9 protein-coding genes and 1 riboswitch are annotated in these 14,471 nt (G+C 64.7%); all 9 genes read left to right on the top strand.

Annotated features, from left to right (window positions below; translation table 11 throughout):
• Window positions 1–129: 129 nt before the first annotated feature.
• The 9 genes from guaA (at window position 130) to gltB (ending at window position 14,405) form a co-directional block, all read left to right on the top strand.
• The gene (gene guaA, locus NCHOL11_RS01045) at window positions 130–1,689 is read left to right on the top strand and encodes a glutamine-hydrolyzing GMP synthase (protein WP_097090684.1); all 1,560 of its coding nucleotides are present in this window, start codon (window positions 130–132) and stop codon (window positions 1,687–1,689) included.
• Between the two features lie 218 nt (window positions 1,690–1,907).
• Entirely contained in the window at window positions 1,908–3,080 is a 1,173-nt protein-coding gene (locus tag NCHOL11_RS01040) for an aminotransferase (RefSeq protein WP_097090683.1), read from the top strand.
• Window positions 3,081–3,143: 63 nt separating this feature from the next.
• Window positions 3,144–4,577 (top strand): DNA recombination protein RmuC, encoded by a 1,434-nt coding sequence (rmuC, locus tag NCHOL11_RS01035; protein WP_097090682.1) that lies wholly within the window; start codon window positions 3,144–3,146, stop codon window positions 4,575–4,577.
• Window positions 4,578–4,691: 114 nt separating this feature from the next.
• Window positions 4,692–4,819: riboswitch (yybP-ykoY riboswitch) on the top strand.
• A gap of 100 nt (window positions 4,820–4,919) precedes the next feature.
• The gene (locus NCHOL11_RS01030) at window positions 4,920–5,498 is read left to right on the top strand and encodes a TMEM165/GDT1 family protein (protein WP_097092638.1); all 579 of its coding nucleotides are present in this window, start codon (window positions 4,920–4,922) and stop codon (window positions 5,496–5,498) included.
• Between the two features lie 87 nt (window positions 5,499–5,585).
• The gene (locus NCHOL11_RS01025) at window positions 5,586–6,533 is read left to right on the top strand and encodes a complex I NDUFA9 subunit family protein (RefSeq protein ID WP_097090681.1); all 948 of its coding nucleotides are present in this window, start codon (window positions 5,586–5,588) and stop codon (window positions 6,531–6,533) included.
• 178 nt (window positions 6,534–6,711) lie between these two features.
• The gene (locus tag NCHOL11_RS01020) at window positions 6,712–7,518 is read left to right on the top strand and encodes an undecaprenyl-diphosphate phosphatase (protein ID WP_097090680.1); all 807 of its coding nucleotides are present in this window, start codon (window positions 6,712–6,714) and stop codon (window positions 7,516–7,518) included.
• Window positions 7,519–7,681: 163 nt separating this feature from the next.
• Window positions 7,682–9,133, top strand: a complete 1,452-nt coding sequence (locus tag NCHOL11_RS01015; protein WP_097090679.1) for an NAD(P)-dependent oxidoreductase — start codon at window positions 7,682–7,684, stop codon at window positions 9,131–9,133.
• Window positions 9,130–9,864, top strand: a complete 735-nt coding sequence (locus tag NCHOL11_RS01010) for a DUF2059 domain-containing protein (RefSeq protein WP_141397795.1) — start codon at window positions 9,130–9,132, stop codon at window positions 9,862–9,864. Before NCHOL11_RS01015 ends, NCHOL11_RS01010 begins: the two co-directional genes overlap by 4 nt.
• Window positions 9,864–14,405 carry a glutamate synthase large subunit gene (gene gltB, locus NCHOL11_RS01005; protein WP_097092637.1) on the top strand — a complete coding sequence of 1,514 codons (4,542 nt, stop codon included), beginning with the start codon at window positions 9,864–9,866 and terminating at the stop codon, window positions 14,403–14,405. Before NCHOL11_RS01010 ends, gltB begins: the two co-directional genes overlap by 1 nt.
• The last annotated feature ends 66 nt before the right edge of the window (window positions 14,406–14,471 follow it).

Here is a 14,471-nt window from a genome sequence, read left to right as displayed (position 1 = left end):
GTGCTGGGCGGCGCGGCGCTGCTCGGCTGGGCGGCGGGACGGGCGCGGGCCGTGCCTTCGCTGGACAAGAGGAGCCAAGCGCACTAACCGCGCGGCATCCCATTTCCTCCGGTTCGTAAAGGCGATTCGATGACGCTGCCCCTTCAGGATTCCATCCTTATCGTGGATTTCGGCAGCCAGGTGACGCAGCTGATCGCGCGCCGCGTGCGCGAGGCGGGCGTCTATTCCGAGATCGCGCCGTTCAACAGCGCCGATGAGGCTTTCAAGCGGATGCAGCCCAAGGGCATCATCCTGTCGGGCGGACCGTCTTCGGTGATGTGGGAAGACAGCCCGCGCGCGCCGCAGTCCTTCTTCGACGCGGGCATCCCGATCCTGGGCATCTGCTATGGCCAGCAGACGATGATGCAGCAGATGGGCGGAAATGTCGAAGGCGGCGAAAGCGGCGAGTTCGGCCGCGCCTTCATCGAGATCAAGAAGCGCTGCGCCCTGTTCGACGGCCTGTGGGCCGAAGGCGAACGGCATCAGGTGTGGATGAGCCATGGCGACAAGGTTACCAGCCTTGCCCCCGGTTTCGAAGTGGTGGCGGTGAGCGAAGGCGCGCCCTTTGCGATGACCGCGAACGAGGAAAAGCGCTTCTACGCCACGCAATTCCACCCCGAAGTCGTGCATACGCCCGACGGCGGCAAGCTGATCGCCAATTTCGCGCGCCATGTCTGCGGCCTGAAGGGCGACTGGACCATGGCCGAGTTCCGCGCGACCAAGATCGCCGAGATCCGCGAGCAGGTGGGTGATGGCAAGGTGATCTGCGGCCTTTCCGGCGGCGTCGATAGTGCCGTCGCGGCCGTGCTGATCCATGAGGCGATCGGCGACCAGCTGACCTGCGTCTTCGTGGACCATGGCCTGATGCGCAGCGGTGAAGCCGAGCAGGTGGTGAGCCTGTTCCGGGGCAGCTACAATATCCCGCTCGTCCATGTGAATGCCGAGACGCTGTTCATGAAGGGCTTGGAGGGCGTCACCGACCCGGAAGCCAAGCGCAAGTTCATCGGCAAGACCTTCATCGACGTGTTTGAGGATGAGGCCAAGAAGATCGGCGGCGCGGCTTTCCTGGCGCAGGGGACGCTTTATCCCGACGTCATCGAAAGCGTGAGCTTCACCGGCGGCCCTTCGGTGACGATCAAGAGCCACCATAATGTCGGCGGCCTGCCCGAGCGCATGAACATGAAGCTGGTCGAGCCGCTGCGCGAGCTGTTCAAGGACGAAGTGCGGGTTCTGGGCCGTGAGCTTGGCCTGCCCGAGGTGTTCGTGGGGCGTCACCCCTTCCCCGGCCCCGGCCTGGCGATCCGCATTCCGGGCGAGGTGAACAAGGAACGCTGCGACATTCTGCGCAAGGCGGACCTCATCTATCTGGAAGAAATCCGCAACGCCGGGCTGTATGACGCGATCTGGCAGGCCTTTGCCGTGCTGCTGCCGGTGCGCACGGTGGGCGTGATGGGCGACCATCGCACCTATGACAGCGTCTGCGCGCTGCGGGCGGTGACATCGACCGATGGCATGACGGCGGACATTTACCCGTTCGACGCCTCCTTCCTCAGCCGCGTGGCGACGCGGATCATCAATGAGGTCAAGGGCATCAACCGCGTGGTTTACGACTATACCTCGAAGCCGCCGGGCACGATCGAGTGGGAATAAACCGGATTAAATGACCGTCCGGGGGACGGTCATCCGGTTTATTCGGCGGCGTAAGGTGCCGTGGGTGAGAGCTAGCCTCTCCCGAGTGGCGTTCGCTACTTCCGCTCTTCCGCTTGAAGAAGTGGAGGGCTTCGACAAGCTCAACCCGAACGGGGTTAGATGAGTTGACGTTTTCCAGCGCGCTATACTCCGGCAGTTGCGCGCGATAGTCTCGCACCATGACCAGCGCGCCTCTTGGCCATCCCGTTTATCGGGAAATGCCCGCCACCATCTTCGAGAAAATGTCCGCCCGCGCGCGCGAGACGGGTGCGATCAACCTCGGCCAAGGCTTTCCCAACGCGCAAGGGCCCGAGGACATATTGCGCGGGGCCGCAGACGCCTTGATGACCCGGTCCAACCAATATCCGCCAAGTGGCGGCTTGCCGGAATTGCGGGCGGCGGTGGCGGCGCATTATGGGCGGCATCAGGGGCTGGCGCTTGAGCCCGAAGCGGTGATCGTCACTTCCGGCGCGACCGAAGCGATCGCGGCCAGCCTGTTCGCGCTGGTGCAGCCGGGCGACGAGGTGCTGCTGCTCGCGCCGCTTTATGACGCCTATCTGCCGCTGGTGGAGCGCGCGGGCGGAGTCGCTAGGGTGATCAGGCTGACGCCGCCCGACTGGCGGGTGACGCAAGAGGCGCTGGAGGCAGCGGTCGGGCCGCGCACCCGCCTGCTGATCCTCAACAATCCGCTCAATCCCAGCGGCAGCATCATGGCCGAGGCCGAGTTGGCGATGCTGGCGGCCTTCTGCGTCGAACATGACCTGATCGCCATTTGCGACGAGGTGTGGGAGCATGTGACCTTCGACAGCCGTACCCATCAGCCGCTGATGCGCTTCCCCGGCATGGCGGAGCGGACGGTGAAGATCGGATCGGCAGGCAAGATATTCTCGCTCACCGGCTGGAAGATCGGCTGGATGTGCGCGGCGCCGCCCGTGGCGCGCTTGCTGGGGCGGGCGCATCAGTTCCTGACCTTTACCAGCGCGCCGAACCTGCAATGGGCGGTGGCGGAAGGGCTGACGAAACCCGATGACTGGTTCGCGGCCATGCGGGCGGGCTATCAGGATTCGCGCGACCGGCTGGTCGATGGCTTGCGCGCGGGCGGATATGATGTGCAGCGGAGCGCTGCGACCTGGTTCGTCACGCTCGATCTTCGCGGGTCGGGCATCGCGTTGGACGATGTGGCGTTTTGCGAGCGGATCATCGGCGAGGCGGGGGTGGCGGCGATCCCGATTTCCGCCTTCTATCCCGATGCGGCGGTCAAGCATCTGGTGCGGCTGTGCTTTTCCAAGAGCGATGCGGTGATCGACGAGGCGGTGGCGCGCCTTTGCCACTTTCGCGACGCGGTGGGGTAACTAGCGCTTGCGGCATGATGGGCGGGCGGCTAGGTTCACCTTTCGTTCCACAGGGGGATTTTCATGGACAGCCTAGCCATCATTCTCAGTCTGGCCGCCCTGGTCGCAGGGCTGGGGCTCGGCTGGCTGTTTCGCGGCAAGGCGCTGACGCCTTTGGCGGCGGAGAAGGCAGAGCTGACGTCGCGGCTGACCCAGGCGGAGGCGCAGCGAAACAGCGCCTTGCAGGAACTGGTGGTGGCGCAGGACCGGGCGGCGCAGGCAGGGGTGCTGGCGCAGCGGCTGGAGGATGAGCGGGCGGCGCGGGGACTTGCCGAGCGGGAACTCGCGGCGCTGCGATCCGAGGCGCAGGCGCGGGCGGAAGCTTTCGAGGCGCAGATCGTGGCGCTGAAGGATGCGAAGGAGCAGCTGTCGGCGCAGTTCAGCGAGATCGGCGGCAAGCTGCTGCATCAGGCGCAGAGCCATTTCCTGGAGCGCGCGGACCAGCGGCTGGCGCAGGCGCATGAGAAGAGCGAGGCGCAGCTCAAGCAATTGCTGCATCCGGTCAATGAAACGATCCAGCGCTACGACCAGAAGATCAGCCAGATCGAGCAGCAGCGCACCGAAGCCTATGGCATATTGCGCGGCGAGATCGAGTCGATGAAGTCGGGCCAGGAAGCCGTGCGCGCCGAAGCGCAGCGGCTGGTCGATTCGCTGCGCCATGCCCCCAAGGCGCGCGGCCGCTGGGGCGAGCAGCAGTTGCGCAACGTGCTGGAGACGTGCGGGCTTTCGGAACATGTCGACTTCCGCACCGAAGTCAGCGTCGAGGGCGAGGATGGGCGTCTGCGGCCCGACGCGATCCTGCGCGTGCCGGGCGGGCGGGCGCTGGTGATCGACGCCAAGGTGTCCTTGAATGCCTATCAGGACGCTTATGGCGCAGAGGGCGAGGACGAGCGCAAGCGGCTGCTATCCGCTCACGCCGCCGCGATGCGCGCGCATGTCGAGACGCTGGGGCGGAAAAGCTATGCCGACCAGTTCGACGATGCGCCGGACTATGTCATCATGTTCGTACCGGGCGAGCATTTCCTTTCCGCCGCTCTGGAGCATGATCCGCAGCTTTGGGACCACGCCTTTGGCAAGCGGGTGCTGCTGGCGACGCCGACCAACCTCATCGCCATCGCCCGCACCGTCGCGGCAGTGTGGCGGCAGGAGAAGATGGCGGAGGAAGCCAAGCGGATCGGCGCGCTCGGCAAGGAATTGTACGAGCGGCTGGCGGGCGCGGCCGGATCGCTCAAGAAGCTCGGCAATCGGCTGACGGGGGCGGTGAGCGACTATAATGCGTTCGTCGGCAGCTTCGAAGGCCGGGTGCTGGTGACGGGCCGCAAGCTGCGCGACCTCAATATCGAAACCGGCGGACGGGAACTGGAGGCGCTGGAACCGGTGGAAGCGTTGGTGCGGGAACCAGCCTCTCCTGAAGCGGTACGGGCGTTGCCGGACGTGGTAGCGGACGCTGCGGAGTAAAGCTGCTTACCCACCCCTGGCGGGAGGAGGATAGAGCCAGCCGTTCCGCGTTCGCTGCGGCAAGCCGTTTCCGAGCTCCGCGACATTGCATCCGCCACCAATCTCCCCTAAGTGCACCCCGTCATCTGGGGAGTAGCCAGCCGTTCGCCTCGGTCGAACGGGCCGCCTGTCAACATATTTGGCCGAGAGGCCGTGGCATGCGGGATGCGGAGCGTCGGGGCGAAAGCCTGCGCGGCCGTATCGGGCGAGACCAATGGCATCGGCTCTTCCCTGTCCGGCCGGGCGGGAGGAGGCGGTGGCATTGCGTCTTCAACCCTTCGCCCGGCCCCGGATATGCACATGATGGACGCTCTCTTCACCTCCACTGCCCTGGTCGCGCTTGCCGAGATGGGCGACAAGACGCAATTGCTGGCCATGCTGCTCGCCACCCGCTTTCGAAAGCCGGTGCCGATCATCATGGGCATATTGTTCGCTACCATGGCCAATCATTTCCTGGCGGCGATGGTCGGCCATTCGATCGCGGGGGTGCTGACGCAGCCCTGGTTCCGCTATGCCGTGGCGACGAGCTTCATCGCGATGGCGGCATGGACGCTGATCCCCGACAAGATCGATGAGGATGAGCCGCTGAAGGCGCCGTCGAAGGCGGGCGTGTTCGTGACGACGCTGGTCGCCTTCTTCCTCGTCGAGATGGGCGACAAGACGCAGGTCGCGACGGTGGCGCTGGGCGCAAGGTTCGACGATGTACTGGCGGTGACGACGGGCACGACGCTGGGCATGATGATCGCCAATGTCCCGGCCGTCCTGTTCGGCGAGGCCCTGGCGCAGAAGGTGCCGATGCGCGCCTTGCAGATCGGCGCGGCGCTGCTGTTCCTCGTCCTTGGCCTGTGGATGATCGCGGGCCTGCAGGGATGGATCGGCTAAAAAAGGAACATCGGCGGGCGCCCGGCTGTTGTCAGCAGGCGGCGGCTGTTGCAAGGGGAGCTGACTCTTCCCCCAAGCAGGACAGGCATGGAACGCGTGATGAAGGACAGTCTGGTTACGGTGTTCGGCGGCGGCGGCTTCCTTGGCCGGCAGGTCGCCCAGGCCCTGATGGAGCGAGGCGCGCGCGTCCGCATCGCGCAGCGCGATCTGGCGGGGGCGCTGCGCGTGCAGCCGCTGGGCGCCCTTGGCCAGAAGCAGTTCGTGGCAGCCGACATCCGCAATGCGCAAAGCGTTGCACGGGCGGTCGCGGGCAGCGACATCGTCATCAATCTGGTGGGCGTCCTGAGCGGCGATCTGGAAGGATCGCATCATGACGGCGCGGCCAATATCGCGAAGGCCGCGGCGGATGCCGGAGCCCGCGCCCTGGTCCATGTGTCCGCGATCGGTGCCGATGCACAGAGCCAGTCCGAATATGGCCGGTCCAAGGCCGCGGGCGACGCGGCGGTCAAAGCGGCGTTCCCGAACGCGACCATCATTCGCCCGTCCATCATCTTCGGCCCGGAAGATCAGTTCCTCAACCGCTTTGCCGAGTTGATCAGCCGACTGCCTGTCGTGCCGGTGATCGGTGCGGACACGAAGTTCCAGCCCGTCTATGTCGCCGACGTCGCACAGGCGATCGCGAACGCAGCGGCCGACCCGGACCGGCATGGCGGCCGGACGTTCGAGCTGGGCGGCCCGCGCCAGATCAGCATGATGGAACTCAACCGCTGGATCGGCAAGGCGATCGGCCGGGATCGCAGCCTGGTGGCGGTGCCGCCCTCGATCGCGTCGGCGATCGCGAGCCTGGGCTGGCTGCCGGGCGCGCCGATCACGCGCGATCAATATGCGATGTTGCAGCGGGACAATGTCGTGTCGCCGGGCGCGCCGGGACTGGCGGAGCTGGGCGTGTCGCCGACACCGATGGAAGCCATCGCCGACAGCTGGCTGGTCCGCTATCGCCGCCACGGGCGCTTTGCAGGACGCGTGAAGGCCTGAAATCAAAAGGGTGCATTCATCGCCGCGAGGCAAACTGTCGATGGGCTGACGGGATGGCGCGGCGGTGAGCGTCGCGCCCGCATTGCGCCAGCGCGGCGCATCTGCACAATAGGCGGGACCATCCCTCCGCCCTCTTCCGGGCCGATTTCCCCTATCAGTTCAAGGACCAGAGCCGCCCATGGACCATTATCTGACGGTCATCCTGCTTGGCATTGTCGAGGGATTGACCGAGTTCCTGCCGGTATCGTCCACCGGGCACCTGATCCTGGCCAGCGAGTTGCTGGGCTATGACGCCGCGACATGGGCGATGTTCAACGTCATCATTCAGCTGGGCGCGATCCTGGCGGTGGTGGTGCTTTACTGGCGGACATTCTGGGCCGTTGCGATGGGGTTGTTCCGCAAGGAGCCGACGAGCTGGCGGTTCCTGCGCAATCTGCTGGTCGCGTTCCTGCCGTCCGTCGTGATCGGGCTGGCGATGCATGATTATATCGAGGTGCTGCTGGGCGCGCCGCAAGTCGTCGCCTGGGCGCTGATCATCGGCGGTGTCGCGATATTGTTGATCGAACGGATGGCGAAGGACAATCGCTTCCACGGCATTGCCGATATCCCGCTGGCTCGGGTCGTGGGCATCGGCCTTATCCAGTGCATTTCCATGATTCCGGGCGTCAGCCGGTCGGGCGCGACGATCATGGGCGCCTTGTCGCTTGGGGTGGAGCGGCGGACGGCAGCGGAGTTCAGCTTTTTCCTGGCGGTCCCGACCATGTTGGGCGCGTCGACATTGGAACTGTTTAAAAAGGGAAGCGACATCACTTCTGCCACGGTTGGCTGGAGCAGCATCGCCCTGGGCTTCGTCGTCTCCTTCATCGTCGCGCTGCTGGTAATCCGTTGGTTTGTCGGCCTTGTCTCGCGCCAAGGCTTTGTGCCTTTCGCCTGGTACAGGATCATCGCTGGAACGGCAGCACTGCTGTGGCTGGCGATGCGATAGGGCCGATGTGGACCAATGATGGCGTGATCTGCACTTGTGACTGATAGGGCGTGCTGCAAACGCCGCTATTTTAGGTAATTAAGGCTGTCCTATATCGCAGAATCCACGTGACTCCGCCGGTTTTTCTGCTATGTGCGCCCTGAATTCATTTTAGGGACTCATCATGGCTGACAATCCAATGCTGAAATTCGTGGGAACGGGCCAAGCCTATCCCGAGAAGCGTTCGGCGGATGATCGCGCCGACGACTTCATGGAAATCAGCCGCAGTTTCCTGCTGGAGAAGGCGGAAGAACAGGCGTCGCGCTGCTCGCAATGCGGCGTGCCCTATTGCGCGACCCACTGTCCGCTGCACAACCACATCCCCGACTGGTTGCGCCTGACGGCCGAGGGACGGTTGCGCGAAGCCTATGAACTTTCCAACCTGACCAGCACGATGCCGGAGATTTGTGGCCGCATCTGCCCGCAGGACCGCCTGTGCGAAGGCAATTGCGTCATCGAATTTTCAGGTCATGGCGCCGTCACGATCGGGTCGGTCGAAAAGTTCATCACCGACACGGCCTGGAAGGAAGGCTGGGTAGAGCCGCTGGTGCCCGGCCAGCCGCTCGGCCAGTCGGTCGGCGTGATCGGCGCCGGTCCAGCGGGCCTGACCACCGCCGAATATCTGCGCGCCGCTGGCTATGACGTCCATGTCTACGACCGGCATGACCGCGCGGGCGGGCTGCTGACTTACGGCATCCCCGGTTTCAAGCTGGAGAAGGACGTCGTCATGCGTCGTGTGCAGCGGCTGAAGGATGGCGGCATTGTCTTCCATGAGGGCTTCGAAGTCGGCCGCGATGCGTCGATGGAGGAACTGCGCAGCCGCCATGACGCCATCCTGATCGCGACCGGCGTCTACAAGCCGCGCGACATCAAGGCGCCGGGCGTCGGAGCCAAGGGCGTGATCAAGGCGCTCGACTTTCTCACCGCCTCCAACAAGGCGGGCTTTGGCGATGCAGTGCCCGAGCATGAGGACGGCACGCTGCACGCCAATGGCAAGAAGATCGTGGTCATCGGCGGCGGCGACACGGCGATGGATTGCGTCCGCACCGCCATCCGCCAGGGCGCGACGTCGGTGAAGTGCCTTTATCGCCGCGACCGGGACAATATGCCCGGTTCGCAGCGCGAGGTGCAGAATGCGGAGGAGGAAGGCGTCGAGTTCGTCTGGCTCTCCGCGCCGATCGCGTTCGAAGGCACGGAACATGTGACCGGCGTCAAGGTGACGAAGATGCGCCTTGGCCAGCCCGACGCGTCCGGCCGCCGCGCGCCGGAAGCCGATCCGGGGACTGAATATACGCTGGAAGCCGACATGGTCATCAAGGCGCTGGGCTATGACCCCGAAGAGCTGCCAAAGCTGTTCGGCGCGGAAGACCTGTCGGTCACGCGGTGGGGCACGCTGCGCGTCGATCACAAGACGATGATGACGTCGATGGACGGCGTGTTCGCTGCGGGCGACATCGTGCGCGGCGCTTCGCTGGTCGTATGGGCGATCCGCGATGGCCGCGACGTGACCGAGCATATGCACCGCTATCTGCGGGCCAAGGCGAAGGCGGCGGCCGGGGAAAGGCAAACGGCGTGAGGCGGGCTTTCCGCTTTTCCCTGATCGGGTTGGCGCTGCTGGCCGCGCCGGCCGCCCTTGCGCAGGGCGCGCCTGACGCCGCGCGGGTGGCGGCTGCACGTCCGGTCGTGGACAAGATCTTCCCGGTCGGCACCTACCGCCGGATGATGGACGGCACCATGTCCAAGATGATGGACAGCATGATGGACGGCATGATGAAGATGCCGATCGCTCAGTTCGCCCGCATTGGCGGTGTGCCGGAAGAGAAGCTGGCGGCGCTTGAGGAATCCTCGATGGAGCAGATCAGCGCGATCATCGATCCCAATTTCCGCCAGCGCACGAAGCTGGGCATGGATGCGATGATGGGGTCGATGGTCGACATGATGGACGGCTTCGAGCCCAAGGTTCGCGAGGCGCTGACCCGCGCCTATGCGCGCAAGTTCGACGGCAAGCAGCTTGGCGAATTATCAGCGTTCTTCAAGACGTCGACCGGGGACCTGTATGCCCGCGAGTCCATGATGATGTTCATGGATCCGGAGATCATGGGCGAAATGCAGGCATTGATGCCCGAAATGATGAAGAAGATGCCGGAAATGGCAGCCAAGGCGGAGGCGGCGACAAAAAGCCTGCCGCCGCCGCGCAAGATCGCCGACCTGTCGCAAGAGGAACGCGGTAAATTGGCGAAGCTGTTGGGTGTCAAGGCGAGCGACCTGAAGGACGGCGCCGCCACGAGTGACGAAGGAACGAAGTGATGAGCGATCAGACCCCCTTTATGGCGAGCCCCGAAGAGCGCGCGCGCCTTGCCGCCGAGGGCATGTATCATCCGGAGATGGAAGGCGATGCCTGCGGCGTCGGCCTTGTCGCCGCGACGGATGGTCGTCCGAGCCGCCGCGTCGTCGCTTCGGCGATCGATGCACTGAAGGCCGTGTGGCACCGTGGCGCTGTCGATGCGGACGGCAAGACTGGCGACGGCGCGGGCATCCATGTCGACCTGCCGGTGCGCTTCTTTGACGATGCGATTGCCGATTCGGGTCATAAGCCCCTGCCCAACCGCCTCGCCGTCGGCATGATCTTCCTGCCGCGCACCGACCTCAGCGCGCAGGAAACTTGCCGCACGATTGTCGAGAGCGAGATCATCGACGCGGGCTACACCATCTATGGCTGGCGCCAGGTGCCGGTCGACGTGTCTGTCATCGGCGAGAAGGCGCAGCGCACCCGTCCGGAAATCGAGCAGATCATGATCGCCGGGCCGATGCCCGAAGAGCGCGACCAGACCGAGTTCGAAAAGGACCTCTACCTCATCCGCCGCCGGATCGAGAAGAAGGTCATCGCGGCGCAGATCCAGGATTTCTACATCTGCTCGCTGAGCTGCCGTTCGATCATCTACAAGGGGCTGTTCCTCGCGGAATCGCTGTCGGTCTTCTATCCCGACTTGCAGGACGAGCGGTTCGAGAGCCGGGTGGCGATCTTCCACCAGCGCTATTCGACCAACACCTTCCCGCAATGGTGGCTGGCCCAGCCGTTCCGCACGCTCGCGCATAATGGTGAGATCAACACCATTCGCGGCAACAAGAATTGGATGAAGAGCCACGAGATCAAGATGGCCTCGCTGGCCTTTGGCGATCATAGCGAAGACATCAAGCCCGTGATCCCGGCGGGCGCTTCGGATACCGCTGCGCTCGACGCAGTGTTCGAAGCGATCTGCCGTTCAGGCCGTGACGCGCCGACCGCCAAGCTGATGCTGGTGCCCGAAGCTTGGCAGGCCGCCGCTGGCGAAACGCCGCAGAGCCATGTCGACATGTACGAATATCTCGCCTCCGTCATGGAGCCGTGGGATGGTCCGGCCGCGCTGGCGATGACTGATGGTCGCTGGGTCGTGGCGGGCGTCGACCGCAACGCGCTACGTCCGCTGCGCTACACGCTGACCGGCGACAATCTGCTGATCGTGGGTTCGGAAACCGGCATGGTCGTGGTGCCCGAAACCACCATCGTGAAGAAGGGCCGCATGGGCCCCGGCCAGATGATCGCGGTGGACCTTCAGGAAGGCGAAATCTACGACGACCGCGCGATCAAGGACCAGATCGCGGGTGAGCGGCCCTATGCCGAGCTGATCAAGGACTTCATGAAGGTCGGTGATCTGCCCCAGGCTGACAGCGCCCTGCCCGCATGGGACAAGGCGGAACTGACGCGCCGCCAGGTGGCCGCCAATCTGTCGCTGGAGGATATGGAGCTGATCCTCGCCCCAATGGTCGAGGACGCCAAGGAAGCCGTCGGATCGATGGGCGACGACACGCCGCTCGCCGTCATTTCCGACAAGCCGCGCACCGTCAGCCACTTCTTCCGCCAGAATTTCAGCCAGGTCACCAACCCGCCGATCGACTCCCTGCGCGAACGGCATGTGATGAGCCTGCGCACGCGCTTTTCCAACCTGCACAACATATTGGAGCAGGAAGCGCAGAACAGCCATGTGCTGGTGCTGGAATCGCCGGTGCTGATTTCGTCCGAATGGGCGCGGCTGAAGGCCCATTTCGGCCCGGCGGTTGCGGAAATCGACTGCACCTTCCCGGCGGAAGGCGGGCAGGAGCAGCTGCGCGCCGCCATCGCCCGTATCCGCGAGGAAGCCGAGCAGGCGGTGCGTGAAGGCCGCACGGAAATCTTCCTGACCGACGAGCATATCAACGCCGACCGGGTCGCCATCGCTGGCGTGCTGGCGGCGGCGGCGGTGCACACGCACCTGGTCCGCAAGGGCCTGCGCAGCTACGCGTCGATCAACGTGCGCTGCGCCGAGGCGCTCGACACCCATTATTTCGCGGTGCTGATCGGCGTCGGCGCGACCACGGTGAACGCCTATCTGGCCGAAGCGAGCATCGCGGATCGCCATGCGCGCGGCCTGTTCGGCGACCTCTCGCTCGACCAGTGTTTCGAACGGTTCCGCACGGCCATCAACGAAGGCCTGCTGAAGATCATGTCCAAGATGGGCATCGCGGTCATCAGCAGCTATCGCGGCGGCTATAATTTCGAAGCGGTGGGTCTGTCGCGCGCGCTGGTGAACGACCTGTTCCCCGGCATGCCCGCGAAGATTTCCGGCGAAGGCTATGCGTCGCTGCACCATAATGCGGTGCTGCGCCATGAAGCGGCCTATGACAGCGCAGCCGTGCGCCTGCCGGTCGGCGGCTTCTACCGCCAGCGCAATGGCGGGGAGAGCCACGCCTATTCCGCGCAGCTGATGCACCTGTTGCAGACGGCGGTGGGAACGGACAGCTATTCGACCTATCTGCAATTCTCGCGCGGTGTGCGGGATCTGCCGCCGGTCTATCTGCGCGACCTGCTGGAGTTCAACTTCGCGCGGGAGGCTGTGCCGATCGACGAGGTCGAGGCGACCACGGAAATCCGCAAGCGCTTCGTGACGCCAGGCATGTCGCTGGGCGCGCTCAGCCCTGAGGCGCATGAGACGCTGGCGATCGCAATGAACCGCATCGGCGCGAAGGCTGTGTCGGGCGAAGGCGGCGAGGATGCGAACCGTTTCAAGCCCTATGAGAATGGCGACAATGCCAACAGCGTGATCAAGCAGATCGCGAGTGGCAGGTTTGGCGTGCATGCCGAATATCTGGGCAGCGCCGAGGAGATCGAGATCAAGGTCGCGCAGGGCGCCAAGCCCGGCGAAGGCGGCCAGCTGCCCGGTTTCAAGGTGACCGAGTTCATCGCCAGGCTGCGCCATTCGACGCCCGGCGTGACGCTGATCTCGCCGCCGCCGCACCATGACATCTATTCGATCGAGGATCTGGCGCAGCTCATCTACGACTGCAAGATGATCAACCCGCGCGCGCGGGTGTGCGTCAAGCTGGTGAGCCAGGCTGGTATCGGCACGGTGGCGGCGGGCGTGGCGAAGGCGCATGCCGACGTCATCCTGATCGCGGGCCATGTCGGCGGCACCGGCGCAAGCCCACAGACGTCGATCAAATATGCCGGCACCCCTTGGGAAATGGGCTTGTCCGAAGCCAATCAGGTGCTGACGCTCAATGGCCTGCGCCATCGGGTTAAGCTGCGCACGGACGGCGGCCTGAAGACCGGCCGCGACATCGTGATTGCGGCGATCCTGGGCGCGGAGGAGTTCGGCATCGGCACGCTGAGCCTCGTCGCCATGGGCTGCATCATGGTGCGTCAGTGCCACAGCAACACCTGTCCGGTCGGCGTCTGCGTGCAGGATGAAAAGCTGCGGCAGAAGTTCACCGGCACGCCGGAGAAGGTCATCAACCTCATGACCTTCATCGCCGAGGAAGTGCGCGAGATCCTGGCGCGGCTGGGCTATCGCAGCCTGGACGAGGTGATCGGACGGACGGAACTGCTGAAGCAGGTCAATCGCGGCGCCGAGCATCTCGATGACCTCGACCTCAACCCCATCCTTGCCAAGGTGGATGCGCCCGACGATCAGCGGCGCTTCAGCCTGACGGAATGGCGCAACGAGGTGCCCGACAGCCTGGACGCGCAGATGATGCGCGATGCCAAGGCGGTGTTCGAGCGGGGCGAGAAGATGCAGCTGACCTATACGGTCCGCAACACGCATCGCGCCGTGGGCACGCGGCTGTCGGCGGCGGTAACGGAGCGGTTCGGCATGTCTGCCCTTGCGGACGGGCATCTGACCGTGCGCCTGCGTGGGTCGGCCGGTCAGTCGCTGGGCGCATTCCTATGCAAGGGCATCACGCTGGAAGTCTTTGGTGACGCCAACGACTATGTGGGCAAGGGCTTGTCGGGCGGCACGATCGTCGTGCGCACCACCGTGTCCTCGCCGCTGACCAGCAAGGACAACACGATCATCGGTAACACCGTGCTGTACGGCGCGACGGCGGGCAAGCTGTTCGCGGCGGGTCAGGCCGGTGAGCGCTTCGCCGTCCGTAACTCGGGCGCGCAGGTGGTGGTGGAAGGCTGCGGCGCCAATGGCTGCGAATATATGACCGGCGGCACGGCGGTGATCCTGGGCAAGACGGGCGCGAACTTCGGCGCGGGCATGACCGGCGGCATGGCGTTCATCCTGGACGAGGATGGCAGCTTCGAACAGCAGGCCAATCCGGAAAGCATCGTGTGGCAGCGGCTGGAAAGCGCCCATTGGGAAGCGCAGCTGAAGGCGCTGATCGCAGAGCATGCGGTGACGACCGACAGCAAATGGTCGAACACGATCCTGGATGATTGGGATCGCTGGCGGCGGTATTTCTGGCAGGTGTGCCCCAAGGAGATGGTGCACCGGCTCGCTCACCCGTTGAGCGATGCACCTGCCGCGGTAGTAGCCGCCGAGTAAGAGGAAGGGGAGGAAAGCGAAACGCTTCCTCCCCTTTTTCTATGACGGTGCGAAGGGCCTCGTCCC

The sequence above is a fragment of the Novosphingobium sp. Chol11 genome, from assembly GCF_900218065.1.
Classification (GTDB): domain Bacteria; phylum Pseudomonadota; class Alphaproteobacteria; order Sphingomonadales; family Sphingomonadaceae; genus Sphingobium; species Sphingobium agri.
The sequence above is the reverse complement of the archived record's forward strand: the minus strand, read 5'-3'. Positions and strand labels throughout refer to the sequence as shown.